The sequence below is a fragment of the Caulobacter sp. GW821-FHT10A10 genome (assembly GCF_059415745.1).
Window position 1 is genome coordinate 923,859 of the sequence record NZ_JBWKNV010000001.1, and the last position, 26,714, is coordinate 950,572.

Genomic DNA, 26,714 nt, shown 5'->3' on the forward strand with positions numbered 1-26,714 from the left:
CCCTGGACGAGGGCGAGAGCGTTGGGGTTGGTGACGGTCATATGGATCCTACCACCGGCGTTCGAAGCGGCGGCGCAGGATGACGGCCGCGGCGTTCATGACGATCATGAAGATCAGAAGGACGAGGATGGCGGCGGCGGTGCGCTCGTGGAAGGCGCGTTCCGACGCGTTCTCCCAGATGAACACCTGCACCGGCAGCACGGTCGAGGCGCCGGTGAAGCCTTCCGGCACGCCGGGCACGAACGAGACCATGCCGATCATCAGCAGCGGGGCCGTTTCGCCGAGCGCGTGGGCCAGCGACAGGATGGCGCCGGTCATCACGCCGGGCATGGCCAGCGGCAGCACGTGGTGGAACACGGTCTGGGCGCGGGAGGCGCCGACGCCGAGGGCGGCTTCGCGGATCGAAGGCGGCACGGCCTTCAGGGCCGAGCGGGTGGCGATGATCACGGTCGGCAGGGCCATCAGGGCCAGCACCAGGCCGCCGACCAGCGGCGAGCTGCGCGGCACGTGCAGCCAGTTGATGAACAGGGCCAGGCCGAGCAGGCCGTAGACGATCGAGGGGACGGCCGCGAGGTTGTTGATGTTGACCTCGATGACGTCGGTCCAGCGGTTCTTCGGGGCGAACTCTTCTAGATAGACGGCGGCCATCACCCCGACCGGCACCGCGATCATGGCGGTGATGATCAGCATCAGGGCCGAGCCGACCACCGCGCCCAGCACGCCGGCCTGTTCAGGCTCGGTCGAGTCGGACTTGGTGAAGAAGCCGAAGTTGAAGCCGCCCTTGACGGTGCCGCTCTTCTCCAGCTGGTCCAGCCAGCCGAGCTGCTGGTTGTCGAGCTTGCGGTCTTCCTCGGCGGTCGCGCGCTTGATCTCGCCCTTGTAGTAGAGGTCGGCGTCGGCCTTGACCGGACCGGTGACGGTGATCGTCTTGCCGATCACCGACGGGTCGGCCTTGATCTTGTCGAGCAGCTGGAAGCCGAGGTCGCGCGAGACCAGGTCCATGACCTTGCCCGACGTGGTGCCCAGGTCGTCGTCCTGGATGTTCAGCTTCTTCATCACCGCCTCGGCGACGATGTAGTCGTAGTTGACCCCGTCGAGCGCGGTGCGGTCGATGCGGTCCGGGTTCAGGTAGACCGGCACGCTGATCGAGTGGGTCTCGAAGGTGGTGTAGCCCTGGGCGACGATGCGGCCCACCAGCACGACCAGGAAGATCATGGCCACGACGATGGCGGCGATGCCCTGGGCCTTGAACCACATTTCCGAGCGGTAGCGCTTCTTCAGGCGGGCTTCGGCGGCCGAGAGCGTCGCGCGGGGGCCCTGCCCGTGCGGAGCGGCGCCGGCGGTGATGGCGGCGTCAGTCATATTGTTCCCGATACTTCTGGACGATGCGCAGGGCGATGATGTTGAGCGCCAGGGTCACGACGAACAGCGTCAGGCCCAGGCCGAAGGCCGAGAGGGTCTTGGGGCTGTCGAACTCCTGGTCGCCGGTGAGCAGGGTGACGATCTGCACGGTCACGGTGGTGACGGTGTCGAGCGGGTTGACGGTCAGCTTGGCCTGCAGGCCCGCCGCCATGGTCACGATCATGGTCTCGCCGACGGCGCGGGACACGGCCAGCAGCATGGCGGCCATGATGCCCGGCAGGGCGGCCGGCAGGATCACCCGCTTGACCGTCTCGGACTTGGTGGCGCCCATGGCGTAGCTGCCGTCACGCAGGGATTGCGGCACGGCGTTGATGATGTCGTCCGACAGCGAGGAGACGAACGGGATCAGCATGATCCCCATCACCACCCCGGCCACCAGGGCCATCTGGTTCTGGACTTCCATCAGGTACTGACCGACGCCGTCCAGCGGACCGCCGATCAGCACCGCGCCGATGGCGTTGAAGCCAGCGCGGAACAGCGGACCCACGGTCAGGGCGGCGAAGAAGCCGTAGACCACGGTCGGCACCCCGGCCAGGATCTCGAGCAGCGGCTTGATCGTCGAGCGCATGCTGCGGCTGGCGTATTCCGAGAGGTAGATCGCCGAGTAGAGACCGACGGGCGCGGCCACCAGCATGGCGATCAGCATGATAAGGAAGGTGCCGGCGAAGAGCGGCACGGCCCCGAAGGCGCCCGACGAGGCCACCTGGTCGGCGCGCATGGCGATCTGCGGGCTCCACTCGGTGCCGAACAGGAACGACAGCGGGTTGACGCTCTGGAAGAAGCGCCAGCTTTCCCAGACCAGCGACAGCACGATGCCCAGGGTGGTCAGCACGGCGGCGACCGAGCAGGCGATCAGCAGGCCGTTGATCCAGCCTTCAACCCGGTTGCGGGCGCGGAATTCGAGGCCCACCCGAGGCAGGGCCAGCAGCACGCCGATCAGGGCCACCAGCGAGGCCAGGCCGATCGTGCTGTAGCGCACGATGGCGGTGATCTTGCGGGACTCGGCGACCTTGGCGTCGAGCGCGGTCTTCAGCTCGCCCTCGTAGACCACCTCCGACGGCGACTCCTTGGCCGCGATGGCGCGGGCGTCGCTGAAGAAGACGTCCTGGCGGTCGGACGTCAGGGCCGAGACGGCCGCCGGACGTTCGGCCTGCAGGACCGCCTCCTCGAGTCGGCCGCCGAACACGGCGCCGAGCAGCAGCAGGAGGGCGGCCGGCGCGCCGGCCCAGAGGGCGGCGTAGGCGCCGTAATAGTTGGGCAGCGAGTGGAGGCGCACCGAAGCGCCGCCGGCGGCCTTGAGCGCTCGGCCCCGACCGAGCAGGAACGCCGCCAGCGCGAACAGCGCCAGGAAGAGGAGCGAGAGCCAGGTCAGCATGCGTGAAGCGGTCTTGCGCGTAGGATGCGAGCACGGCGCCCGTTGCGCCGCCCCGCCCGTGACCGATCTATGCCGGCCGGGCGCCGACCTTATGCGACGTTTCTACGACAGTTTTACGACACCGCCCGGAGCAGCCCCGTCAGCTGTGGCCAAGTCCTTGTCGGGCAAGGTTTTGGCCATCGGCAGGTAGACGCCGAAGGTCGCCCCCTCGCCCTGGGTCGACTCCACGTGCAGCCCGCCCCGGTGACGATTGACGATGTGCTTGACGATAGCCAGGCCCAGGCCCGTGCCCGAGCGGTCGCCGCTCTTCTGGCCCTCGACGCGGTAGAAGCGCTCGGTCAGGCGCGGCAGGTGCTCGCGGGCGATGCCCGGCCCCTTGTCGCCGACCCGCAGGCCCGCGAACAGCGACTCCGACTCCGAATGGTCGGGGGTCAGCAGCGACAGCCGCGCGGCGGCCGGGTCGCGCGGCGCCACGGCCGTGGCCGGGGTCAGGCCGGGAAAGATCTCGACCCGCACGACGCCGTCCTTGGGCGTGTACTTGATGGCGTTGTCGACGAGGTTCTGGACCACCTGAACGATCTGGTCGCGGTCGCCCTCGACCACCGCCGAGCCGCGCGGCGGCAGGATGGCGTCGAAGCTGACCTGCTTGTCGCGCGCCTGGGGGGCCAGGGCGTCGATGACGTCCTGGGCGGCCATGGCCAGGTCGACGCGGCCGGCCGGGGCGATGTGCTCGTTCAGCTCGATGCGCGACAGGCTCATCAGGTCGTCGATCAGCCGCGACATCCGCTCGGCCTGGGCCTGCATGATGCCGAGGAACTTGTCGCGGGCGCCCGGATCCTCCTTGGCGTGGCCGCGCAGGGTCTCGATGAAGCCCGACAGCGAGGCCAGCGGCGTGCGCAGCTCGTGGCTGGCGTTGGCCAGGAAGTCGGCGCGGGTGCGCTCGCTGCGGCGCACGTCGGTCTCGTCGCGCAGCACCAGCAGGGCCAACTGCGAGCCGCGGTCGTCGCGGCCCAGCGGCCGGGCGTGGGCGGTCCAGTCGCGGCCCTGCGAGCCGACGCCGGTCCATTCCACGGTGCGTTCGACGCCGCCGAACAGGCTTTCGTCCACCGCCTCCAGCACCTGGGGGCTGCGCACGGCGGTGACCAGCAGGGCGCTCTCCTTGATGCGGAAACGCTCGCGGGCGGCGGCGTTGGCGAAGACGAAGCGGCGGCCGGTCAGGTCGTCGGCCTCTTCGGCGGCGATGACCATCAACGGTTCGGGCAGGTTCTCCAGGATCACCGCGAAGGGCGGGGCGCGGTCGGCGGTCGCGGCGGCCGGAATGGCGACCAGCGAGGCGTCCTCGATCAGACGGCGCAGGCGGCGCAGCAGGAAGACGCCGCCGCCGCCCAGCAGCACGGCGGCCGGCAAGGCCACGCCCGGCTGGGCCGCGCCCAGCGCGGTCATGGCCACCAGGGCGACCGGCCCGCCGGCGACCGCCGTCCAGGCCCCGGCCCATGCGCCCGCCAAGGGGCCGCCCCAGCGATCCGGCGCGACCGGCGAAGGGGGGGAGACGGTGGGCATGGCGGGGGTCCGGGCTCCATCTGGCGACGCGGGCCTCGAACGGCCCGACGGCGGGACCAAGGCTCGTAGGCCAGTTTTGTGACGAAGCGATGATTCGACGAAGCAGATATGGCGCCGCCCGATCTCATGGGATAGACGGGGAACCCCTGGATACGTGTCGACTGTGGCGGGTCACCGCAATTTCGCCGCAACATGACGCAATCTCGGGGGTCGAGGGTATTCTCCTTAGGGTGGTCGGTTCGTATGCAGCGCAAGGTCCTGGTCGCGACGGTCGCGGCCGCTCCTCTGATGGCCATGGCCTTGGCCGCGCAGGCCGAGACCGTCATCAATTCCGAACGGACGACCCCGATCGCCACCGGTTCCGCTGGGACCAGCGGCGCGGCCGACGATGTCAAGATCGACACGGGCGGCACGATCAAGCTGACGGCCTCCGGCGCGCTGGTGACGCTGAACAGCAACAATAAGGTCACCAACACCGGCTCGCTGACGACCCAGGGCGTCAACGATTCCACGGGCATACTGATCAATGGCGGCACGACCGGCACGGTCACCCAGACCGGCACGATCACGCTCGACGAGGACTACACCGCCACCGACGCCGACTCGGACGGCGACATCGACGGCGCCTTCGCGCTGGGCCAGAACCGTTACGGCATCCGCCTGACCGGCGCCGGCGCCTTCACCGGCGACATCCTGGCCACCGGCGGCTCGATCACCATCGAGGGCAACAACTCGGCGGGCATCTCGCTGGAGAGCGCCCTGGTCGGCAACCTGACCAACGGCGGCACGATCGCAGTCACCGGCAACAACAGCTACGGCGTGCGCGTGGCCGCCCCGGTGACCGGCAAGGTCACCATCAACGGCGGCGTCAGCGTCCTGGGCGAGAACTCGGTCGGCGTGGCCGTCGACGGCGACGTCACCGGCGCCTTCGTGGTGCAGGGCGGCGTCAGCGCCACGGGCTACCGCTACACCAGCCGCCCCACCGACAAGACGGTGCGCGACAAGCTCGACGCCGACGACCTGCTGCAGGGCGGCTCGGCCGTCCGCGTGGCCGGCAACGTCAGCGGCGGCGTGCTGCTCGACATCCGCCCGGCCGACAACGACACCACCAAGACCGACGAAGACGGCGACGGCGTCGAGGACGCCTCGGAAGGCAACAGCGCGCTGACCGTCTATGGCGCCGCCCCGGCCCTGCTGGTCGGCTCCGACACCCGCGCGATCACCGTCGGCGCGGTCGGCACGGGCGACAACGCCTATGGCGTGATCGCCAAGGGTTCCATCACGGCCAACGGCCTGTATGACGGCGTGACGGCCACCGGCGTGCAACTGGGCGGTAACGCCGGCCAGGCGACCAACATCGCCGGCGGCTTCCGTTCGGACGCCTCGATCACCGCCCAGGCCTACGAGGCCAACAGCACCGCCGTCCGGGTCACCGCGGGCGGCAACGCCCCGACCATCTGGAACAAGGGCACGATCGTCGCCTACAGCGTCTCCGAAGGCGTGTTCGACGCCCGCGGCGTGGCCATCGAGGCCGGCGGCGGGACCAACACCCTGCGCAACGCCGGCGTGATCAACGCGACCGTCGTCGGCGAGAAGGGCACGGCCTACGGCGTCATCGACTATTCGGGCGGCCTGACCTCGATCGAGAACACCGGCTCGATCATCGCCTCGATCTCGCCCACGGACGACGATCTCGACACCGACGACAGCGACACCGACGCCAGCAACGAGGTCGTCACCGGCAAGGCCGTGGCCATCGACGTCAGCCGCAACACCACCGGCGTCACCCTGACCCAGAACGGCGTCAACGACGGCGACGACGGGGCCGACGGCGTGGCCGACACCGACACGGACGGCGACGGCGTCGACGACGCCGACGAGCCGGCCATCATCGGCGCCATCCGCTTCGGCTCGGGCGCCGACACCTTCAACGTGCTGAACGGCACCGTCGTGGGCGACATCTCGTTCGGCGACGGCGCCGACGTGTTCCGCATCGACGGCGGCGCGGCCGTGATCGGCTCGATCAGCGACAGCGACGGCCGGCTGGACGTCACCATCGGCAAGGGCTCGCTGGGCCTGACCAAGGCCGAAACGATCAACATCACCAGCCTGAACCTCGGCGCCGAGAGCAAGCTGGTGTTCACCGCCGATCCGGCGACCTCGACCAACACCCGCCTGGTGGTGTCGGGCGCGGCCACCGTCGCCAGCGGCGCGCAGCTTGGCCTGCGCCTGACCAGCCTGCTGAGCGCCCCGACCTCGTACACGGTGATCACCGCCGGTTCGCTGACCAGCGGCGCCCTGGGCCAGAGCCTGCTCGACGACGCGCCCTACATGTACGTCGCCAGCAGCCGCGCCGACGCCAACAACGTCTATATCGACGTGCGCCGCCGCACGGCCGCCGAGATCGGCATGGCCCGCTCGGGCGCGGCCGCCTACGACGCGATCTTCAACGCCCTCAGCGGCGACGCCGACGTGGCCGGCGGCTTCCTGGGCATCAGCGACCGCGGCACGTTCCTGAACCGCTACAACCAGCTGCTGCCGGACCAGGGCGAGGGCATGTTCGCCACCCTGCAGACCGTCACCCAGCAGATCTCGCAGGCCACCTCGATCCGGCCCGATCCGGGCGACCGCTACGGGCCCGACAGCATCTGGGTCCAGGAGATCAACGCCCTGGTCCGTCGCGAGGACGGCCCGACCCTGGGCACCGACACCCAGGCCTTCGGCTTCGTCGCCGGCTACGAGGCGATGGGCGACGCGGGCGGCGCGCTTGGCGTGACCCTGGCCTACACCGCCCTGGAAGAGCACGACACCGTCGCCCAGGTGGGCGAACAGACCACCTCGTCGCTGGTCCAGACGGGCGTCTACTGGCGCCGGTCGGTGGGTCCGTGGCGCTTCAACCTCGGCGGCGGCGTCGGCTACGGCTGGTTCGACAGCGACCGGGTGTTCCTGGTCGACGCCAACGGCGACGGCGTCTACGAGGAAAAGCGCAAGGCCAGCAGCGACTGGGGCGCCCTGACCGCCAACGCCTTCGCCGGCACGGCCTATGAAGTGAAGTTCGGCCGCTTCTTCTCGCGTCCGGAAGCGCGGGTCGACTACACCTACCTCAACGAGTCGAGCCACGACGAGACCGGCGGCGGCACGGTGATGGACAACGAGATCGGCCGACGCAAGTGGAGCAACCTCAGCGGCGACGTGGGCGTCGTCCTGGGCGCCGAATTCGGCCGCGACGTCTGGGTGCGCCCGGAAGTCCGCGTCGGCTACCGCAAGACCCTGGCCGGCAAGCTGGCCGACACCGTCGCCACTCTGAACGGCCAGACCTATGTGTTGGAGCCGTTCGACGACAAGGACGGCGCCCTGACCCTGGGCTTCGCCCTGCGGGCCGGCACGGCGATGTCCTACGTGGCGCTGGAAGGCACTGCCGAAAGCACCAAGCGCCAGAAGCGCTACAACGTGAAGCTCACCGGCCGGACGATGTTCTAAGCATCGTCCGCCTAGGTGGAGAAGAGGGCCTCGCACAACGTGCGGGGCCTTTTTCATAAGGACTTTGCGCCGATCTTGGCGACAATCCGCCGCAGTCGTCACGGCCTTCCCGGCTCGCCACGCTAAAGGTCCGTTTAAGGACTAATATTAAGGCTGTTCCCATCGATAACAGACGGCGGCCCTGATCGCCGTGAGGGGAAGACCTTGACCATCCATCGCTTCGCCCGGGGCGCCGCCGCCCTGGCCGGCGCCGCGACGCTCGTCGTCGCCGGCGGCGCTCACGCCCAAGCTGCTCCCGACCAGCAGGCCCGCATCGAGGCCCTGGAGGCCCAGCTGGCGGCTCTCCAGAAGCAGATCGCCGAGATCAAGACCGCGACCGCCGCGGCCCCGAAGGCGGCTCCCGCCGCCGCGCCCGCCGCGACCGTCAGCATCGCCGGCGGCCGCCCGACCATCGCCTCGACCGACGGCGCTTTCAGCGCCACCCTGCACGGGGTGATGCAGCTCGACACCGCCCACTACTTCCAGGACAAGGGCCTGCCGGCCGTGATCGGCAACGGCCGCGACCTCAACAGCGGCAGCAACTTCCGCCGCGCGCGCCTGGGCATGGACGGCAAGGTCTTCAAGAACTTCGACTACAGCGTGCTGCTCGACTTCGGCGGCGCCGGCACCGACGGCTCGGGCGTGCTGCAGGAGCTGTTCCTCCAGTACAACTACGCGCCGTTCAAGGTGCGCGTCGGCGCCTTCGCCCCGAACGTGGGCCTGGAGGACGCCGGCTCGACCAACGGCTCGCTGTTCGCCGAGCGCCCGGCGATCTCGGAACTGACGCGCGGCCTGGCCGCCGCCGACCGCCGCTACGCCCTGCAGGTGCAGACCAGCGGCGAGCGCTGGCTGCTGTCGGCCGCCGCCACCGGCGGCAAGACCGGCGACGCCCAGACCTTCGACGAACAGCAGGGCTATGTGGCCCGCGCCGCCTTCCTGCCGGTCAAGACCAAGGACTGGATCGTCCACACCGGCGTCGGCGCCGGCTACATCGTCACTCCGGCCCAGACGGCCGTCGGCGGCGCCTATCCGCTGACGCTGACCGAGCGTCCGGAACTGCGCGTCGACGGGACCACCCTGGTCACCACCGGCGCCATCGACGCCGACAACCTGCGCCACGTGGGCGTGGAACTGGCCGTTCAGCACAAGAACCTGCTGGTGCAGAGCGAGTACTTCGACATCGCCCTGGACCGCCGCAACCCGGCGGCCGGCGTCAGCAATCCGAAGTTCGGCGGCTGGTACGTCGAGGGCGGCTGGGTGCTGACCGGCGAGAGCCGCCGCTACAACGGCTCGACCTTCGCCTTCGACGCCCCGTCGATCGCCAACCCCTTCGACCCGAAGGCCGGCAAGTGGGGCGCCTGGGAGCTGGCGGCGCGCTATTCGGTGCTCGACCTGAACCACCACGAGACCGCCACGCTGGCGGCCGACCGGGTGCGCGGCGGCGAGCAGACGATCTGGACGGCCGGGGTGAACTGGTTCCCCAACTCGGTGACCAAGTTCTCGCTCGACTATCTGGACGTCGACATCGACCGCCTGGATCCGGCCGGCGGGACCGTGGCGCTCAGCCAGGGCTACCAGGCCGTCAACCTGCGCAGCCAGTTCGCGTTCTAGGCAAGAGCCTTCACCCTCTCCCTTCCCCCTTGATGGGGGAAGGGCCGGGGATGGGGGTGACCCGCTGAGTTGGCGACGGCGCATCGCCGAGCCCCTTTCGGACCAGGCGATAACGTGCGTTCTTCCTCCCATGCGCGGCTTCCCTCAGCTTAAACCGTCGACACGCTGGCTTCTCGGCGGCGTCGTGATCTTCGCGTGGTTCCTCGGCGCGCCATTGACGCCATTCGCTTCGGCGTACTTCTCGATCGTCGCGCCTGGCCTGCATCTCGTTCTGTTTCTGGTCGCCATGGGCGCCCTGATGGCGGTCTCGCGTTGCGCGAGCTGCGGCTATCCCGTCTGGCTCAGAAAGCTGAAGGGCGGCGGCTATCTCATCGGAGGCCCCGGCCGCGACTGCTCCCGTTGCGGAGGACCGATCTAGCTGACCGGTCAAGGCGCTCCGGCGACCGCCCCCTTTCTCACACCTCCATCAGAAACATTCGCGCGTACAACGGGAGCGAGATCGGTCAAGGTTCGGCGTTATCCAGAGGACGCCCGATGACCCTGCCCCGTCTTTCCCGCCGAGACCTGTCGATCGGCGTCGGCGCCGTAGCGGCGGCGGCTCCGCTGGGCGCGCTCGCCCAGACCCCCAAGGTCGTGACGTTGCTGAACGTCAGCTACGACCCGACCCGCGAGCTCTATCAGGAGATCAATCCGGCCTTCGCCGCCTACTGGAAGCGCCGGGTCGGCCAGACGCTGGACATCAAGCAGAGCCACGGCGGCTCGGGCAAGCAGGCCCGCTCGGTGATCGACGGGCTGCAGGCCGACGTCGTCACCCTGGCCCTGGCGGACGACATCGACCAGATCGCCGCCCGCGGCCTGATCGCCAAAAACTGGCAATCGCGCCTGCCCAAGAACTCGGCTCCCTACACCTCGACGATCATCTTCCTGGTCCGCAAGGGCAATCCGAAGGGGATCCGGGACTGGGGCGACATCGTCAAACCGGGCGTCGAGATCATCACCCCCAATCCCAAGACCGGCGGCGCGCCGCGCTGGGCCTATCTGGCGGCCTGGTCGTGGGCGGCGAAGCAGAAGGGCGGCAACAACGCCAAGGCCCGCGCCTTCGTCCAGCAACTCTATCGCCAGGTGCCGGTGCTCGACAGCGGCGCGCGCGGCTCGATGACCACCTTCGCCCAGCGGGGCGTCGGCGACGTGCTGCTGACCTGGGAGAACGAGGCCCACCTGGCCCGCGAGGAATTCGGCGCCGACAAGTTCGAGATCGTCTATCCGTCGCGCTCGATCCTGGCCGAGCCTTCGGTGGCCGTGGTCGACAAGGTGGTGCAGCGGCGCGGCACGCGGCTGGTGGCCGAGGGCTACCTGAACTTTCTCTACAGTCCGCTGGCCCAGGACATCATCGGCAAGCATCACTACCGGCCGCGCGACCCGAAGGCGGCGGCCAAGTACGCCGCCAAGTTCCCGGACATCCCGCTGGCGACCATCGACCGCGAGTTCGGCGGCTGGGCGAAAGCCCAGGCCCGGCACTTCGCCGACGGCGGCGTCTTCGACCAAATCTACCGGCCTTGAGAGTCTTCTTGGGCGTGAAGCCTACCTAGGCAATAGGATATAGCGCTTCTGTCACGTTCGTGCGTTATCCGCATGGACCACCCGAGATAACACCGAGACAGAGCGACATCGCCATGACCACCGCCTTGAAGTCTCCCACCCGCCGCGGCCTGCTGGGCGCGGCCGGCGCCGCCGCCGCCCTCGGGGGTTCGACCCTCACGGCCGGCCAGGCTTTCGCCCAGGCCAAGCCGCTGACCCTGCTGAACGTCAGCTACGACCCGACCCGCGAGCTCTACAAGGCGATCAACGTCGCCTATGCCGGCTACTGGAAGAAGAAGGTCGGCCAGACCCTGACCATCAACCAGAGCCACGGCGGCTCGGGCAAGCAGGCCCGCTCGGTGATCGACGGCCTGGAAGCCGACGTCGTCACCCTGGCCCTGGCCTACGATATCGACGAGATCTCGGACAAGGCCAAGCTGCTGCCGGCCAACTGGCAGTCGCGCCTGCCGCAGAACTCCACGCCCTACACCTCGACCATCGTGTTCCTGGTCCGCAAGGGCAATCCGAAGAAGATCAAGGACTGGGGCGACCTGACCAAGCCGGGCGTCGAGGTCATCACGCCGAACCCGAAGACCTCGGGCGGGGCGCGCTGGAACTACCTGGCCGCCTGGGCCTGGGCGCTGAAGCAGAAGGGCGGCAACGCCGCCAAGGCCCAAGCCTATGTGGCCGACCTCTTCAAGCACGTGCCGGTGCTCGACACCGGCGCCCGCGGCGCCACCACCACCTTCACCCAGCGCGGCATCGGCGACGTGCTGCTGGCCTGGGAGAACGAGGCGTTCCTGGCGCTGGAGGAAATTCCGGGTCAGTTCGAGATCGTCGTGCCGTCGATCTCGATCCTGGCCGAACCGCCGGTGGCCGTGGTCGACAAGAACGTCGACCGCCACAAGACCCGCCTGGCCGCCGAGGGCTATCTGCGCTTCCTCTACAGCCCGCTGGCCCAGGACATCATCGCCCAGAACCACTACCGGCCGCGCGACGCCAAGGTCGCGGCCAAGTACGCCGCCAAGTACAAGAAGATCCCGCTGGTGACGATCGACAACACCTTCGGCGGCTGGCGCAAGGCCCAGGCCACGCACTTCGCCGACGGCGGCGTCTTCGACAAGATCTACCAGCCGAAGTAAGGGCTGGTCAGAAAGCTTGACCTTTCAAGGCGCGGCGGTCCCCCATGGGCCGCCGCGTTTTGCGTTTTCCGCCCAAGCTTGGTCGGGAACCCGACTATCGACCGGGCGTTCAGGCCTGACGGGGCGTACCAATAACAAAAGCCGGGGTCGGGCGCAGGATGACGGATTATCTGAAGTCGCAGCGGGCGGGCGATCAGCTCGCGGCCGAGCACGGCATCGACGACCCCTTCGCCGCGGCGATCCGGGCCACCCGCATGGCGATGATCGTCACCGACGCCACCCAGGCCGACAATCCGATCATCTTCGCCAACGACGCCTTCCTGCGGCTGACCGGCTATGCGCGTTCCGACGTGATCGGCCGCAACTGCCGCTTCCTGCAGGGGCCCGACACCAATCCGGCCTCGATCGCCGAGTTGCGCGGGGCCATCGCCGACGGCGACGACATCGCCATGGACATCCTCAACTACCGCAAGGACGGCAGCACCTTCTGGAACGCGCTGTATCTGAGCCCCGTGCGCAACAAGCAGGGCCAGATCATCTACTTCTTCGGCTCGCAGCTGGACGTCAGCGACAAGAAGCAGACCGAGCAGCACCTGCGCGAGACCCGCAGCGACCTGGAAGAGGCCGTCGATAGCCGCACCCGCGAACTGACCCTGGCCCTGGAGCAGAAGACCGCCCTGCTGCACGAGGTCGACCATCGGGTGAAGAACAACCTGCAGCTCATCTCGTCCCTGCTGCTGCTGCAGAACCGCCGCGAGAAGGACCCGGCCCTCAAGCACAGCCTGCGCGGCATGCTGGAGCGGGTGAACGCCATCGCCACCGTCCACCGCCGGCTGTTCCAGAGCGAGGACGTCGAGCGCTTCGACGTCTCGGCCTTCGTGCGGGACCTGGTCGCCGACATGACCGGCTCGGCCAACCGCGAGGATATCCGCGTGCGGCTGGACCTGGAGCGGGTGGACGTGGCCGCCTCGAAGGCCGCGCCCCTGGCCCTGGTGATCAGCGAACTGTTCTCCAACGCCCTGCGCCACGCCTTCCCCGACGGTCGCGCCGGCGAGATTTCGGTATCGATCACTCGCCAAAACGGCGACTTCCGGATCGAAATCGCCGATGACGGCGTTGGAGCAGTTGAAGGGGCCCGATCTTCGGGTTTCGGACTGACCATCGTCCAGCTGCTGTGCCAGCAGCTGAAGGCGCGGTCCGAGACCACGGACGCCGGACCCGGAACGCGCGTCGTCGTCCATCTGCCAGTCAACGGCGCGCACCACTGAGGAAGTAGCTTACCCATGGCCGGGCGTGCGTTGGATGTGCTGATCGTCGAGGACGAGGTCCTGCTGGCCACCGAGCTGGAGTTCCTCGCCCAGGAAGTGGGCTACCACTCCGTGGGCCTGGCCATGAGTTCGGACGAGGCCGTGGACCTGGCCAAGGCCCTGAAGCCCGACCTCGCCCTGGTGGACGTGCACCTGCAGGACGGCCCGACCGGCGTCGAGGTGGTGCGCAAGATCCATGACGACTGCGGCTGCGTGGCCCTGTTCATGACCGCCAACGTCAAGCGCCTGCCCGAGGATTTCGCCGGCGCCTGCGGGGTGATCGGCAAGCCCTATTCCGAGCACGGGGTGAAGACGGCTCTCGCCTATCTGGCCGTCTGCCTGGAAGAGGACCACGCGCCGGGCCTGCCGCCGGTGGGACTGGAGCTGGCGCCGGCCTATGCCCAGCGCTGGGGCCTGACCGAAATGCCGCGCTCGGCCTGATGGCCGCCTCGCCGCTCGCCGTCTTTGTCGGCACGGCCGCGGCCCTGCTGTCGATCACCAGCTTCGCTCCGCAGATCGTCAAGATCTGGAAGGAGAAGGACGCCTCGTCGGTGTCGCTGCGGACCTACGTGGTCACCGTCAGCGGCTTCTGCTGCTGGGTGGCCTATGGCGTGCTGATCCAGGCCTGGCCGGTGATCGCCTCGAACCTGGCCTGCCTGCTGATGTCGGCCGCCGTGCTGGCGATGAAGTGGCGTTTTGACCGCAAGCGCTGAGCACTCGATCTGAGTAGGACGTCCGTTCGTCGCTGGCCGCGGACCGATGTAGGGTTCCTGCGTTGTCCTCGGGGGAAGACGTCATGACCTTCAGACTTGTGGTGCGCTCGGCCGTCGCGCTGGCGGCGCTGCCGGCCCTGATTGGCGGGGTGGCCCGGGCGGACGATGGAAGCTGCCTGGCCGTCTTCAATCAGAGACGGCTCTCCTGCCTGATTCAGCTCAAGCCGGCCTGCAACGTCGGCAGGGTTCCGAAGGTCGTGAAGGACGACAGACGCCAGACCTGCACATGCACCTGCGGGCCGAGGCTGGCCCAGAAGCAATCGACGGTCCCGGTCAAGCCCGCCCCGCCCAGGCCCTGAGCGCCTCCCAGGCGCCTGGTCGCGCCGTTTTTGGTGACAGGGGGGGCGGGGTCCGCTATCGAGGCCCGCCTAATTTCGCGCACCAGGACCACCGCCTTGACCGAAGTCGCCGAGGAAGCTGGCTGGGCCACCGCCAAGACTCTGGCCGAAGCCCTGCCCTACATCCAGATCTACGACCGCGAGACGGTGGTGATCAAATACGGCGGCCACGCCATGGGCCAGGAAGAGGTGGCCAAGCTGTTCGCCGCCGACGCCGTGCTGCTGAAGCTGCTGGGCGTGCATCCGGTCGTGGTCCACGGCGGCGGTCCGCAGATCAGCCGCATGCTCGACAAGGCCGGCGTGAAGTCGACCTTCGTCGACGGCCTGCGCGTCACCGACGAGGCGACGATGGAAGTGGCCGAGATGGTGCTGTCCGGCGCCATCAACAAGGAAATCGCCAACTGGATCACGCTCGCCGGCGCCGAAGCCGACGTGCGCGGCGTGGGCCTGTCGGGCAAGGACGCCCGCCTGATCACCGCCGAGAAGGTGACCCGGACACGCAAGGACCCGGACAGCAACATCGAGCAGGCCGTCGACCTGGGCTTCGTGGGCGAGCCGACCAAGGTCGACCCGCACCTGATCCAGGCCCTGCTGGGCTCGGAAACCGACTACATCCCGGTGATCGCCCCGATCGGCGTGTCCGAGCAGGGCGAGACCTTCAACATCAACGCCGACACCGTGGCCGGCGCCCTCGCGGGCGCCCTGAAGGCCAAGCGGATGCTGATGCTGACCGACATCAAGGGCGTGCTCGACGCCAATGGCGAGCTGATCCGCGAGATGACGCTGGACCAGGCGCGCCAGCTGATCGCCGACGGCGTCGCCACCGGCGGCATGATCCCCAAGCTCGAAAACGCCATCCACGCCGTGGAGAGCGGCGTCGAAGCCGTGGTCATCCTCGACGGCCGCCGCCCGCACGCCATGCTGGTCGAACTGTTCAGCGAACACGGCGCGGGCACGCTGATCTCGAAATGATTTCAGAGAACCTCCCCCTCTGGGGGAGGAGGCCCGAAGGGCCGGAGGGGGGCCGTTCTCAGCTTCCGCCGCGCCGAGGATCCTCCCCCCTCCGATCGCTTCGCGATCGCCTCCCCCACGGGGGGAGGTTCCAGTCATGAGCGCCGACCTCTCGCACGTCGACACCTGGCTGTTCGACCTCGACAACACCCTCTACCCGGCCGAGACGCAGTTCATGGGCCTGATCGAGGGCCGCATGACCGACTTCGTCGAGCGCTACACCGGGCTTCCGCGCGAGGAAGCCCGGGCGCTGCAGAAGAAGTATTACCTGGAGCACGGCACCACCCTGGCCGGGCTGATGACCTATCACGGCATGGACCCCGCCCAGTTCCTGGAGGAGGTGCACGACGTGTCGATGGAGAACCTGGTCCCCGACCAGGCGCTGCACGATGCGATCGCCGCCCTGCCGGGCCGCCGGCTGGTGTTCACCAACGGCTCGCTGGGCCACGCCGAGCGGGTGCTGGGGCATCTGGGCCTGCGCGGCCTGTTCGGCGAGATCTTCGCCATCGAGACGGCCGACTACATCCCCAAGCCGTCGCTGGCGACCTTCGACAAGATCACCAAGCTGCACGCCATCAATCCGCCGACCACGGCCTTCTTCGAGGACAGCGAGAAGAACCTGGTCCCGGCCGCGCGCATCGGCATGACCACCATACTGGTCGGCGCCCACGCGGCCGCCTCGACCTCCGAACACGTCCACCATCGCACCAACGACCTCGCCGGGTTCCTGAGCTCGGCGCGCCTGAAGGGATCCGACCAATGACCGCCCTGACCTTCGCCGATCTGCAGACCGAGATCGAAGCCGCCTGGGAGGCCCGCGACGGCGTCTCCACCGCCACCAGCGGCCCGGTCCGCACCGCCGTGGAAGAGGCCCTGCTGCTGCTCGACAGCGGCAAGGCCCGCGTCTCGGAAAAGATCGACGGCGAGTGGACCACCCACCAGTGGCTGAAGAAGGCCGTGCTGCTGTCGTTCCGCCTGAACCCCAACACCGTCATGCGCTCGGGCGCCCTGGGCGGCGGCGTCGGTCCGTGGTGGGACAAGGTGCCGAACAAGTTCGACGGCTGGGAGGCCCCGCAGTTCGAGGCCGGCGGCTTCCGCGCCGTGCCGGGCGCCATCGTGCGTCGCGGCTCGCACATCTCCAAGAACGTCATCCTGATGCCGTCGTTCGTGAACATCGGCGCCTTCGTGGATGAAGGCACCATGGTCGACACCTGGGTGACGGTCGGTTCGTGCGCCCAGATCGGCAAGCACGTCCACCTGTCGGGCGGCGTCGGCATCGGCGGCGTGCTGGAGCCCCTGCAGGCCAACCCGACCATCATCGAGGACAACTGCTTCATCGGCGCCCGCTCGGAAGTCGTGGAAGGCGTGGTCGTCGGCGAGGGCTCGGTCCTGTCGATGGGCGTCTACCTGTCGGCCTCGACCAAGATCGTCGATCGCAAGACCGGCGAGATCCACATCGGCAAGGTGCCGCCCTACAGCGTCGTGGTGCCGGGCAGCCTGCCCGACAAGAACGGCGGCCCGAGCCTCTACTGCGCCGTGATCGTCAAGACGGTCGACGCCCAGACCCGCTCGAAGACCTCGATCAACGACCTGCTGCGCGACTGATCCGCGTGACGGGGGCGGCCGCGAACGACACACTGGCCGCCCTGCGCGCCGGCGACCTGGCCGGGGCGACGAGGCTGGACCTCTCCGGCGCGGACCTTTCCGAGGTTCCGCCGGAGGTGTTCGGCCTTGCCGAGACGCTGGAGGTGCTGGACCTTGGCCGCACCGCCATCCTTGACCTTCCCCACGACTTTTCCCGCCTGAAGCGGCTGAAGGTGCTGTTCGCCTCGGGCGCGCCGTTCCGCCGGCTGCCGGACGTCCTGGGCGACTGCCCGGCCCTCAGCCAGGTCGGCTTCCGGGGTTGTGGGATCGAAGAGGTCCCGGCCGAGGCCCTGCCGCCGGCCCTGCGCTGGCTGACCCTGACCGACAACCGCCTCTCGACCCTGCCGTCCGCCCTGGGCGAGCGGCCCGCGCTTCAGAAGCTGATGCTGGCCGGCAACCGGCTGTCGGCCCTGCCCGGGAGTCTGGCGGGCGCGCCGAGCCTGGAGCTGCTGCGGGTCTCGGCCAACCGTTTCGAGGCCCTGCCCGGCTGGCTGGCCGACCTGCCGGCGCTGGCCTGGCTCGCCTGGGCCGGCAACCCCTTCGACACAGCCCTCCCCGAGGCCGCCGCTGCGCCCGTCGCCTGGCGCGACTTGGCCATCGGCAGGGTCCTGGGCCGCGGGGCCTCGGGCGATGTGTTCGAGGTCTCGTGGAGCGGCCAAGGGACGAGCAGGCCAGCGGCCCTGAAGCTGTTCCGCGGGACCATGACCAGCGATGGTCTGCCCGAGCGCGAGATGGCCGCCTGCCTGGCCGTGGGCGAGCATCCGAACCTGACCGGAACCCTGGGCCGCGTGGTCGAGCATCCAGACGGCGTCGAGGGCCTGCTGATGCCGCTGCTGCCGGACGGCTGGCGCGTGCTGGCCGGCCCGCCCAGCCTGGAAAGCTGCAGCCGCGACGTCTACGCCGCCGATTTCCGCCTTTCCCTGGACGTCGCCCGCCGCCTGGTCCGCGACGTCGCCGCCGGGACCGCGCGGCTGCACGCGCGGGGCCTGAGCCACGGCGACCTCTACGCCCACAACGTGCTGTGGGACGGAGAAACCGGCGCGGCCGTGCTCAGCGACTTCGGCGCGGCCGCCTTCCTGCCGCCGGGCGAGGAACGGCGCTGGTCGGCGCTGGACGTGCGCGCCTTCGGCCTGCTGCTGGGCGAGGTGCTGGACCATGTCGAAGGCGAGGTCCCCGCCGCCCTGCGCGCCCTGGAGGCGGCCTGCGTGCAGCCGGACGGCGGCGCGCGGCCGTCGATGGGAGACGCCCTCGCGGCCCTGCGCTGAGCCCTTTCCGAAACGCCCGGATCAAGCTCTAGTGGAGGCCATGTCGAGCCTCGTCGAAAAGCTGAAACCGTTCTTCTCGCTCAAGGGCCGGGCCGCCCGGCTGGAATACTGGCGGGTGCAGGTCGTCCAGATCGCCCTGGCCGCCGTGGTCATGAGCCTGGTGGTGCTGGCCACCCGCATCGGCGGCTGGCTGGGCGCGGTTCCCTGCCTGCTGTTCCTGCCGATCCTGGCCGCCGGGGTCTGCGTGGCCGTGCGCCGCCTGCACGACCGGGGCAAGGCGGCCTGGTGGATCCTGATCTTCGCCGTCGGCCCCTACGCGCTGACCGCCCTGGCCGCCGGCCTCTACGAAGGCGGCGGCCCCAACGGCGCCGAACTGGCCGCCCCCCTGCTGGGCCTGGCGGCCTTCGCCCTATCGATCTGGGCATGGGTGGAGCTGGGCTTCCTGCGCGGGACCAAGGGCGAGAACCGCTACGGGGCGGCGCGGCGGTAGGAACGGCTCATAAATGACCCCTCTCTCATGGAGAGAGGGAGGGGCCCGCGCCGCAAGGCGTGGGAGGGTGAGTGGGTAGGCGAAGCCCCTGGATGATCTTGGCGCTGTTGCGAGCGATGTGCCGGCACGCCGGCTGACGGTGTAACCACTCACCCTCCCATGCTCCGCATGGGCCCCTCCCTCTCTCTAAGAGAGAGGGGGTTCTTTTCACCGCTTCCTGCCGCTCTCGACCTCGTACGGCGTGCCGTCCCTGTGCCGGTAGGTCTCCTCGCCGGGGCGGATGATCAGGTCGAGGTCGGGGTAGTCGCAGCCGTCCTCTTCCGGACGGCGGGAGCCCATTTCCAGCAGGACGGCGACGCGGTCGGAGCGGTTCTGGATCTGGTGGCCGTTGGGAACGCCGGCCTTGAAGCCCGCGCAGTCGCCGGGCCGCAGGATGGTCTCGCCCTCATCCTCGACCAGCACCACCTCGCCCTCGACGACCCAGACGAACTCGTCCTCGGCCGTGTGCCAGTGGCGCTGGCTGGACCAGGTTCCGGGCTGGAGCCGCATGAGATTGACGCCGAACTGGGTGAGGCCGACGGCGTCGCCCAGCTTCCAGCGCTGACGGGCGCGGCAGGGTTCGTCGAACGGCGGCGGATAGGCCGTGCCGTGGCGGGTGGGGGCCTTGTCGATGTCGATCTTGGGCATGCCGGCCTTTGAAAGGATGGGCCTGAGAAATTGCGTCGCGCGGAAGGGAAGCCTAAAGCCTGCACCATGACCAGTCCCTCGCCCGTTTCCGTCAGCATCGACGCCCCCATCGACGCCGTTGCGCTGGCCCAAGCCCTGATCCGCCGCCCCTCCGTCACCCCCGCCGACGAGGGCGCGATGGACGTGCTGCAGCGCCAGCTGGAAGGGCTGGGCTTCGCTTGCCGCCGCATGAAGTTCGGCGAGATCGAGAACCTCTACGCCAAGCGCGGCACGGCGCGGCCCAACCTTTGCTTCGCCGGCCACACCGACGTGGTGCCGGTGGGCGACGACGCGGCCTGGACGGCGGGTCCGTTCGAGGCCGAGATCAAGGACGGCGTGCTGTACGGCCGTGGCGCGGTCGACATGAAGTCGGCCATCGCCGCCTTCGTCGCGGCCGTGGGCAATACGAACGAAGTTCCCGGCTCGATCAGCTTCCTGATCACCGGCGACGAAGAGGGCGTGGCCGAGGACGGCACCGTGAAGGTGGTCGAGGCCCTGGCCGCCGAGGGCGAGATCATCGACCACTGCATCGTCGGCGAGCCGACCAGCGCCAGCCTGCTGGGCGACATGGTCAAGATCGGCCGGCGCGGCAGCATCAACGCCTGGATCGCCGTGGACGGCCGCCAGGGCCACGTGGCCTATCCGCACCGCGCGGCCAACCCGATCCCGGTGCTGGTCGACATCCTTTCGCGCCTGCAGAGCCGGGTGCTGGACGAGGGCTACACCGGCTTCCAGCCGTCGAACCTGGAGATCACCACGGTCGACGTCGGCAATCCGGCGACGAACGTGATCCCGGCGAGCGCGAAGGCCCGGATCAACATCCGCTTCAACCCGGCCCACAAGGGCAAGGACCTGGCGGCCTGGATCGAGCACGAGTGCCGCGAGGCGGCCGAGGGCTTCTCCGGCCGGGTCGAAGCGCTGTGCAAGATCAGCGGCGAGGCCTTCCTGACCGAGCCGGGCGCCTTCACCGACGTGATCGTCGGCGCCGTGGGCGACGCCACCGGCCGCGTGCCGGAACTGTCGACCACCGGCGGCACCAGCGACGCCCGCTTCATCCGCGCCATCTGCCCGGTGGTGGAGTTCGGCCTGGTGGGTTCGACCATGCACCAGGTGGACGAGCGCGTGCCGGTGGAGGAAGTGCGCCAGCTGGCGGTGGCCTACACCGCGCTGATCCGGCGGTATTTCGAGGCGTTTTCAGGCTGACGACTTCGAAGGCAAAAATGCTCGTCATCCCGGCCGCAGCGTAGCGGAGAGCCGGGACCCAGGGGCAGCCGCACTGCGCCGGCCCCTGGGTCCCGGATAAGCCCTGCGGGCTTTCCGGGATGACGAACTAGGGGGTAGGCGGAGGGGATGCGCAGCGCATGAACGAGCTCTCCATCGACGAAGTCCTCGCCGAGGTCGCCGTGCTGGTGAAGCCGCACTTCGGCAAGGGGCGGACGGCCGACTACATCCCGCAGCTGGCCGGCGTGCCAGGGACGAAGTTCGGCATGGCCGTGCGCACGGTCGACGGCGGCGAGCACGTGATCGGCGACGCCGACGAGGGCTTCTCCGTCCAGAGCATCACCAAGGTGCTGAGCCTGGGTCTGGCCTTGAACCGCGTCGGCGACGAGGTCTGGACGCGGGTCGGCAAGGAGCCGTCGGGCACGCCGTTCAATCACCTGTCGCAGCTGGAGTCCGAGGGCGGCTTTCCGCGCAACCCGTTCATCAACGCCGGCGCCCTGGCGGTGACCGACATCCTGCTGGACAAGGTGCGCGATCCCGCCGCCCTGGTGCAGGGGTTCGCCGGCTTCCTGGCCGACAGCCCCGCGCAGATCGACGAGGCGGTGGCGGCCTCCGAGCTGGCCAACGCCTGGCAGAACAGGGCGATCGCCAACCTGATGCGCGGCAAGGAGACGATCACCCACGACCCCGAGGCCGTGGTCGCCGCCTATTGCCGCCAGTGCGCCCTGACGATGAGCTGCCGCCAGCTGGCCCGGGCCTTCCTGCCGCTGGCGGCCGGCGGCTTCTCGCCGGTGGTCGAGGAGACGATCTTCCCCGAGCGCCTGACCCGGCGGCTCAATTCCCTGCTGCTGACCTGCGGCATCTATGACAGCGTCGGCAGCTTCGCCTACCGCGTCGGCCTGCCGGCCAAGAGCGGGGTGGGCGGCGGGATCGTGGCGGTCGTGCCGGGCAAGGCGACGGTGGCCGTGTGGTCGCCGGAGCTGGACCGGTTCGGGACCTCGGTGGTGGGGGCGTCGGCGCTGGAGGCCTTCGCGCAGCTGACCAACTGCTCGGTGCTCTGAAACCCGGACTTCCGCGACGGTTGTGCGAGGACCTGGCCATCGCCTATGGATGGCTCTCGTGGCGTTAGACGCGTTTGAGGGCGAGCATGCAGGCGTTCATTCTGGCGGCGATCCTGGCTGCGGCCGATCCCGGCGCGGGCGTGGCGACGGAAACCGCGCGGCCGGCGGAGCTGCGCGACTGGCTGGCGAACCCCACCGGAGACCAGGCCTCGCGCTACTATCCCGACGCCGCCCAGCGCATGGAGATCAACGGCGTGGTCCAGCTGGATTGCCGGGTCACGCGGAGCAAGACCCTGGAGGACTGCCGGGTGGTCTCGGAGACGCCGGCGGGCTACCGGTTCGGCGAGCAGGCGATCAAGCTGACCCAGTTCATGCGCATGAAGGCGCCGAGCCGCAAGGAAACCCGCGCGGGCGTGGTGCGGCGGGTGCTCACGGTCAACTTCCAGGTCCCCAACTGAGGCGCCTGGGGCTGACGGCTCTGGGCCGCTTCAAGCACGACGCCGTGCGCGAGATGCGCCGGCTGCGAGGGCGGGCAGACGCCCTGGCCTTTCCGGACGGCCCCTGGGAGGGGCGCGGCTACTGGAACTGGAAGCTGCCGGTTCACGCGGCGCTGCTGAGGGGCCAGAGCGCCCGGCGGCCGGTGCAGGCGGCCTGCGCCCAGGTGCTGATCGACACCGCCCGTCGCCTGTCCGGCGAGCAGCCTCGCGCCCTGGCCCAGGCCCGCGTCGTCGCCGTGCTGCCCTGGCCGGACCTGTTCGGCGGCGAGGTCTGCGTCTTCTTCGACCCCGGCGATTTCGCCGGCTTCTGCGAGCGTGACGGCGACTATCAGCGCTGGACGCCCCGGACGGACGCCGGGCTGGTCGAGCGGCTGGGCCTGACGGTTCCGGCGGGCTTCACCGTTCGCGGGTTCGACACCCTCGATCGCGACGATGAGCCGCCGTTCGAGACTGTCGGCGAGATTTGGCTGATCGGCGAGGCAGTCTGAAATCCCTCTCTCCTAGAGAGAGGGAGGGACCCGCCGCGAAGCGGTGGGAGGGTGAGAGGTTTCACCGCCGGCCGGTTTGCAGGGCGGCCAGGATGTCGTCAGTCGTTCCGGGATCGGTCAGAACCCGCGCGTTGGGAAACCACAGGACGGTGTATCCGAACAGCTCCAGCACTTTGGTGCGGTGGGCGTCATAGCCCTCCTGCTCCTCGTGCGCGGCTCCGTCCAGTTCGACGATCAGCTTGCAAGCTTCGCAGACGAAGTCGGCGAAATGGCGGTCGATCGGAACCTGGCGCAGGAAGCGGAAGCCGCCGAGGCGGCGATTGCGGACGAGCGTCCAGAGCGCTTTTTCGGCCTGCGTCTGGCTACGACGAAGGCGGCGGGCGTTTGCGGTGGGGTTCATGGCAAAAGCCGGGCATGGCCCGCGAAAGCATGCAACGGAAGGAATTGGGGTTTTCCGGCAGAGGGTGAAACCTCTCACCCTCCCACGCCTTCGGCGCGGGCCCCTCCCTCTCTCCATGAGAGAGGGATTCGAAAAGCCGGTTTGACCCAGATCAAGGCGACGCTTGCGCCGGCGGCGCAACGTCGGGGCGAACTCCAACGGAGCCCGCCATGTCGTTCGGTCAGATCGCCTATCTCGGTTTCGTGCTCGCCGGCTTCGGCGTGTTCATCCTGGCGCTGGGATCGATGTGGATCGCCGAGCGGATGTCGGAGCGCAAGCCGGACTGACCTCCCCACCGGAAGCCCCTTCCCTGACTTCCCCGGGGTTTCCGCCCTCGAGGCCGCCCTCACACCGGCCTCTCCCGCAGCCTTCGCCGACCGTCGAGCCGGCGGAGGCCGCGGGTTTCTTCGCGGCCGTCAGTCGTCGTAGCCGACGCCCACCAGATAGAGCCCGTCGGCCGGGGCCACGGGGCCGCACTGGGTGCGGTCCTTCGCCTCCAGGGCGGCCTTGACGTCGCCGGGCGCCCAGCGGCCGGCGCCGACCTCGACCAGGGTGCCGGTCATCGACCGCACCTGGCGGTGCAGGAACGACCGCGCCTCGAAGTCGAGATGGATCTCCTCGCCGACCTGGCGCACGCGGGCGACGTCCAGCGTCTTCAGCGGCGATTTCGCCTGGCAGTGCATGTCGCGGAAGGTGGTGAAGTCGTGCAGGCCGACCAGGGCTTGCGCCGCCGCGTGCATGGCCTGCGCGTCCAGCGGCTTCTTCATGTGCCAGACCTTGCCCTTGTCGATGGCCGGCGGGGCGCGGCGGTTGAGGATGCGGTAGAGGTAGCGGCGCTCGTTGGCGGAAAAGCGGGCGTGCCAGTCCTCGGGCGCCACCTCGGCGTCGAGGATCGAGACGGCCTCGCGCATCAGGTGGGCGTTGAGGGCGTTCATCACCGTCTGGGCCGGCCAGTCGCGCTCCAGATCGACATGGACGACCTGGCCGGTGGCGTGGACGCCGGTGTCGGTGCGGCCGGCCGCGGCGATGCGCAGTTCCTGGCCGCTGAAGGCCTTCACCGCCGCCTCGATCGCCCCCTGCACGCTGGGCAGGGTCGCCTGGGCCTGGAAGCCGGCATAGGGACGGCCGTCGTACTCGACGAGGAGGCGGTAGCGGGGCATCAGGCCAGGACCGTGCCGGCGGCCAGCGGGAAGCCGCGCAGGAAGACCTCGGCGTCCTGGGCGCCCTTGCCCTCGCGCTGGGCCTTGAGCAAGCGCACCGCGCCCTCACCACAGGCGACCAGCAGGTCGTCGTCGAGCACGGTTCCCGCCGCGCCATCCGCGTCTTCCACCGTCGACAGCAGGGCCTTCACGCGCACCGGACCCTTTTCCGACGGCGCCTCGAACCAGGCGCCGGGGAAGGGCGACAGGCCGCGGATGTGGCGGTCGACCTCGGCGGCGGGGCGGGTCCAGTCGATGCGGGCCTCGGCCGGCTTGATCTTCCTGGCGTAGGTGACGCCGTCCTCGCTCTGCGGCGTCTCGATCGCCTGGCCGCGCTCGATGGCGCCCAGGGCGACGGGCAGGATGCGGGCGCCGACGGCGGCCAGACGGTCGTGCAGGCTGGCCACGGTGTCCAGCGCGTCGATGCGCACGCTCTCCGACAGCAGGACCGGGCCTTCGTCGAGGCCCTCGCTCATCCGCATCACCTGGACGCCGGTGACCGGATCGCCGGCCATGATCGCCCGCTGGATCGGGGCCGCGCCGCGCCAGCGGGGCAGCAGGCTGGCGTGCAGGTTGAAGCAGCCCAGCTTCGGGGCGTCGAGCACGGCCTTGACCAGGATCTGGCCGAAGGCGACGACGACGGCGGCGTCGAGGTCGAGCGCCTGGAAGGCCTCGATCTCCTCGGGGGTCTTCATCGAGACCGGGGTGCGCACCGGCAGGCCCAGGCCGTCGGCGAAGGCGTGGACCGGCGAGGGCTTCAGCTCCTGGCCGCGACCGCGCGGGGCGGGCGGCTGGCTGTAGACACAGACGATCTCGTGGCCGCTGGCGACCAGCTCGGCCAGGCAGGCGACGGCAAAATCGGGGGTTCCGAGGAAGGCGATGCGCATGGCGGGGGTTTAGCCCCGCAAGGGCTCCGGGGAAAGCGGCGCATCGGCAGAGTCGGAACCCCGACCTTGGCCGCGCCGTTCTTTGCCGGACTCGTCAACCATGACCGTTGCCACAAGCGTTGGAGGAAGACCCATGCGCACCCTCGCCCTGATCGCCGTCTCCGCCCTGGCCCTGTCGGCCGCCGCCTGCTCGGACCAGCACGCCCAGCAGATCAAGGAAGGCGCCGCCGCCGCCGGCCAGGACATCAAGGACGCCGCCAACGAGATCAAGAACGACCCGGACGTCAAGGAAGCCGGCACGGCCCTGAAGGAAAGCACCAAGGAAACCGCCGCCGACCTCAAGGTCGCCGCCGGCGACGCGGTGGACGCCGCCAAGGAAGCCGGCGCCAAGGCCGGCGACAAGGCCCAGGAAGCCGGCAAGGACATCACCCGCGAGAGCAAAGAAGCGGGGACCGCGGCCAAGAAGGAAGTGCACGAGGCGACGAAGTAGGGGGCGCCGGCGGGGCGAAGGTTATCCACAGGCCTCCCCCTCTTCCCGTCATTCCCGCCCTTGTGGCGGGAAACCCTGGTTCCGCTGACACGAGAGATGCGAGCGGCGTGCTGAGCACGCCGCCCCCTCTGCCCTTGCGGTTGACAGAGGGGTTCCCGCCACAAGGGCGGGAATGACGGGAGAATTTGGGGGCGGGAGAGGGTTTATCCCCGCCCGCCGCGGCTTCGCTCCCAACGAATTCAACACCCTACAAGAAAACGCACGTTTCCTGTCCCCGGCCTTCAAACCGGCCGCATGCTTCCAGGCATGAGCGAACAGACCTCCCGCGCCTGGTGCGCGAAGATCCAGCAGCGGCTGATGGCGGCGATGGATGATCTGTGGGCGGCGATGGAGGACGGTTTCGACCGTGAGGCCATGCGCAAGGCGTCCGAAAAGGTGCGGCTGCTTGGCCAGATGGCCGCGACGGTGAGGAAGATCGTCGTGGCCCTGCCGCCCGAGCGCGCCGTACGCACGGCCGGCGGCTGGCTGTCGGCGCTGGAGCCCGAGGAGGCCGCCCCGCCGAGGCCGGAGCGCAAGATCGACGCCCTGAAGGGCGGGGCGCGGGGGCGGCTCTAGGCCCCTCTCCCCTTGCGGAAGAGGGTGGCCCGCGAAGCGGGTCGGGTGAGGGGTCT

Annotated in this window: 27 protein-coding genes and 1 pseudogene; 21 read left to right on the forward strand and 7 right to left on the reverse strand. The window is 69.4% G+C overall.

From position 1 onward, the window contains the following. Positions 1-48: 48 nt before the first annotated feature. The 3 genes from pstA to AC07NS_RS04415 form a co-directional block, all read right to left on the reverse strand. Complete coding sequence (gene pstA / locus AC07NS_RS04405) at positions 49-1,362, reverse strand: phosphate ABC transporter permease PstA (protein ID WP_110121097.1); 1,314 nt, start codon at positions 1,360-1,362, stop codon at positions 49-51. Continuing rightward, on the reverse strand, positions 1,355-2,797 hold the full coding sequence (gene pstC, locus AC07NS_RS04410; protein ID WP_494601724.1) for a phosphate ABC transporter permease subunit PstC: 1,443 nt from the start codon (positions 2,795-2,797) through the stop codon (positions 1,355-1,357). Before pstC ends, pstA begins: the two co-directional genes overlap by 8 nt. A gap of 102 nt (positions 2,798-2,899) precedes the next feature. After that, positions 2,900-4,357, reverse strand: coding sequence for a sensor histidine kinase (locus AC07NS_RS04415; RefSeq protein ID WP_494601726.1), 1,458 nt, complete (start codon positions 4,355-4,357; stop codon positions 2,900-2,902). 243 nt (positions 4,358-4,600) lie between these two features. Between AC07NS_RS04415 and AC07NS_RS04420 the strand changes: the two genes are divergently transcribed. The 14 genes from AC07NS_RS04420 (at position 4,601) to AC07NS_RS04485 (ending at position 19,035) form a co-directional block, all read left to right on the forward strand. Continuing rightward, complete coding sequence (locus AC07NS_RS04420) at positions 4,601-7,837, forward strand: autotransporter domain-containing protein (protein WP_494601728.1); 3,237 nt, start codon at positions 4,601-4,603, stop codon at positions 7,835-7,837. Between the two features lie 204 nt (positions 7,838-8,041). Beyond that, positions 8,042-9,487: an OprO/OprP family phosphate-selective porin gene (locus AC07NS_RS04425; RefSeq protein ID WP_494601730.1), complete on the forward strand. Its 1,446-nt coding sequence runs from the start codon at positions 8,042-8,044 to the stop codon at positions 9,485-9,487. Between the two features lie 130 nt (positions 9,488-9,617). After that, positions 9,618-9,905 carry a hypothetical protein gene (locus AC07NS_RS04430; RefSeq protein ID WP_494601740.1) on the forward strand — a complete coding sequence of 96 codons (288 nt, stop codon included), beginning with the start codon at positions 9,618-9,620 and terminating at the stop codon, positions 9,903-9,905. A gap of 116 nt (positions 9,906-10,021) precedes the next feature. Next, positions 10,022-11,047, forward strand: a complete 1,026-nt coding sequence (locus AC07NS_RS04435) for a sulfate ABC transporter substrate-binding protein (RefSeq protein ID WP_494601742.1) — start codon at positions 10,022-10,024, stop codon at positions 11,045-11,047. Between the two features lie 113 nt (positions 11,048-11,160). Further along, positions 11,161-12,207: a sulfate ABC transporter substrate-binding protein gene (locus AC07NS_RS04440; protein ID WP_494601744.1), complete on the forward strand. Its 1,047-nt coding sequence runs from the start codon at positions 11,161-11,163 to the stop codon at positions 12,205-12,207. Positions 12,208-12,365: 158 nt separating this feature from the next. Next, positions 12,366-13,475, forward strand: a complete 1,110-nt coding sequence (gene lovK, locus AC07NS_RS04445) for a photosensory histidine protein kinase LovK (protein ID WP_494601746.1) — start codon at positions 12,366-12,368, stop codon at positions 13,473-13,475. Between the two features lie 15 nt (positions 13,476-13,490). Then, positions 13,491-13,955, forward strand: coding sequence for a response regulator (locus AC07NS_RS04450; protein ID WP_494601748.1), 465 nt, complete (start codon positions 13,491-13,493; stop codon positions 13,953-13,955). Continuing rightward, a complete protein-coding gene (locus AC07NS_RS04455) occupies positions 13,955-14,227 on the forward strand; it encodes a SemiSWEET family sugar transporter (RefSeq protein ID WP_494601750.1) in 273 nt (90 codons plus the stop codon). Before AC07NS_RS04450 ends, AC07NS_RS04455 begins: the two co-directional genes overlap by 1 nt. An 83-nt stretch (positions 14,228-14,310) precedes the next feature. Next, on the forward strand, positions 14,311-14,586 hold the full coding sequence (locus AC07NS_RS04460) for a hypothetical protein (RefSeq protein ID WP_494601752.1): 276 nt from the start codon (positions 14,311-14,313) through the stop codon (positions 14,584-14,586). 96 nt (positions 14,587-14,682) lie between these two features. Beyond that, the gene (gene argB / locus AC07NS_RS04465; RefSeq protein WP_494601754.1) at positions 14,683-15,597 is read left to right on the forward strand and encodes an acetylglutamate kinase; all 915 of its coding nucleotides are present in this window, start codon (positions 14,683-14,685) and stop codon (positions 15,595-15,597) included. Between the two features lie 136 nt (positions 15,598-15,733). Next, the gene (locus AC07NS_RS04470) at positions 15,734-16,399 is read left to right on the forward strand and encodes a pyrimidine 5'-nucleotidase (protein ID WP_494601755.1); all 666 of its coding nucleotides are present in this window, start codon (positions 15,734-15,736) and stop codon (positions 16,397-16,399) included. Beyond that, positions 16,396-17,241, forward strand: a complete 846-nt coding sequence (gene dapD / locus AC07NS_RS04475; protein ID WP_494601756.1) for a 2,3,4,5-tetrahydropyridine-2,6-dicarboxylate N-succinyltransferase — start codon at positions 16,396-16,398, stop codon at positions 17,239-17,241. Before AC07NS_RS04470 ends, dapD begins: the two co-directional genes overlap by 4 nt. A gap of 5 nt (positions 17,242-17,246) precedes the next feature. Next, positions 17,247-18,545: a leucine-rich repeat-containing protein kinase family protein gene (locus AC07NS_RS04480; protein WP_494601757.1), complete on the forward strand. Its 1,299-nt coding sequence runs from the start codon at positions 17,247-17,249 to the stop codon at positions 18,543-18,545. Positions 18,546-18,585: 40 nt separating this feature from the next. After that, on the forward strand, positions 18,586-19,035 hold the full coding sequence (locus tag AC07NS_RS04485; RefSeq protein WP_494601759.1) for a DUF805 domain-containing protein: 450 nt from the start codon (positions 18,586-18,588) through the stop codon (positions 19,033-19,035). Positions 19,036-19,242: 207 nt separating this feature from the next. Here AC07NS_RS04485 and AC07NS_RS04490 read toward each other — a convergent pair whose 3' ends face one another. After that, on the reverse strand, positions 19,243-19,722 hold the full coding sequence (locus AC07NS_RS04490; protein WP_494601760.1) for a cupin domain-containing protein: 480 nt from the start codon (positions 19,720-19,722) through the stop codon (positions 19,243-19,245). A gap of 66 nt (positions 19,723-19,788) precedes the next feature. On the opposite strand from AC07NS_RS04490, the gene dapE reads away from it, so the two are divergent. The 5 genes and pseudogenes from dapE (at position 19,789) to AC07NS_RS04515 (ending at position 23,028) form a co-directional block, all read left to right on the forward strand. Further along, complete coding sequence (gene dapE, locus AC07NS_RS04495; RefSeq protein WP_494601761.1) at positions 19,789-20,964, forward strand: succinyl-diaminopimelate desuccinylase; 1,176 nt, start codon at positions 19,789-19,791, stop codon at positions 20,962-20,964. Next, a pseudogene (locus AC07NS_RS04500) lies at positions 20,942-21,061 on the forward strand (hypothetical protein); the annotation flags it as partial. The gene dapE and the pseudogene AC07NS_RS04500, both read left to right, overlap by 23 nt. Before the next feature lie 61 nt (positions 21,062-21,122). Then, positions 21,123-22,043, forward strand: a complete 921-nt coding sequence (locus tag AC07NS_RS04505) for a glutaminase (RefSeq protein ID WP_494601763.1) — start codon at positions 21,123-21,125, stop codon at positions 22,041-22,043. Positions 22,044-22,129: 86 nt separating this feature from the next. Continuing rightward, complete coding sequence (locus tag AC07NS_RS04510; protein ID WP_494601764.1) at positions 22,130-22,501, forward strand: TonB family protein; 372 nt, start codon at positions 22,130-22,132, stop codon at positions 22,499-22,501. 53 nt (positions 22,502-22,554) lie between these two features. Next, a complete protein-coding gene (locus AC07NS_RS04515) occupies positions 22,555-23,028 on the forward strand; it encodes a DUF3916 domain-containing protein (RefSeq protein WP_494601869.1) in 474 nt (157 codons plus the stop codon). A 61-nt stretch (positions 23,029-23,089) separates the two neighbouring features. Here AC07NS_RS04515 and AC07NS_RS04520 read toward each other — a convergent pair whose 3' ends face one another. The 3 genes from AC07NS_RS04520 to fmt all read right to left on the reverse strand — a co-directional run bounded on the left by AC07NS_RS04520 (position 23,090) and on the right by fmt (position 25,553). Then, entirely contained in the window at positions 23,090-23,428 is a 339-nt protein-coding gene (locus AC07NS_RS04520; protein WP_494601765.1) for an endonuclease domain-containing protein, read from the reverse strand. 455 nt (positions 23,429-23,883) lie between these two features. Then, positions 23,884-24,627 (reverse strand): tRNA pseudouridine(38-40) synthase TruA, encoded by a 744-nt coding sequence (gene truA, locus AC07NS_RS04525; protein ID WP_494601767.1) that lies wholly within the window; start codon positions 24,625-24,627, stop codon positions 23,884-23,886. Next, on the reverse strand, positions 24,627-25,553 hold the full coding sequence (gene fmt, locus AC07NS_RS04530) for a methionyl-tRNA formyltransferase (RefSeq protein ID WP_494601769.1): 927 nt from the start codon (positions 25,551-25,553) through the stop codon (positions 24,627-24,629). Before fmt ends, truA begins: the two co-directional genes overlap by 1 nt. Positions 25,554-25,686: 133 nt before the next feature. Here fmt and AC07NS_RS04535 point away from each other — a divergent pair, with 133 nt between their 5' ends. After that, positions 25,687-26,043: a cell surface protein gene (locus AC07NS_RS04535; RefSeq protein ID WP_110121077.1), complete on the forward strand. Its 357-nt coding sequence runs from the start codon at positions 25,687-25,689 to the stop codon at positions 26,041-26,043. A 306-nt stretch (positions 26,044-26,349) separates the two neighbouring features. Next, positions 26,350-26,658, forward strand: a complete 309-nt coding sequence (locus AC07NS_RS04540) for a hypothetical protein (RefSeq protein WP_494601770.1) — start codon at positions 26,350-26,352, stop codon at positions 26,656-26,658. The last annotated feature ends 56 nt before the right edge of the window (positions 26,659-26,714 follow it).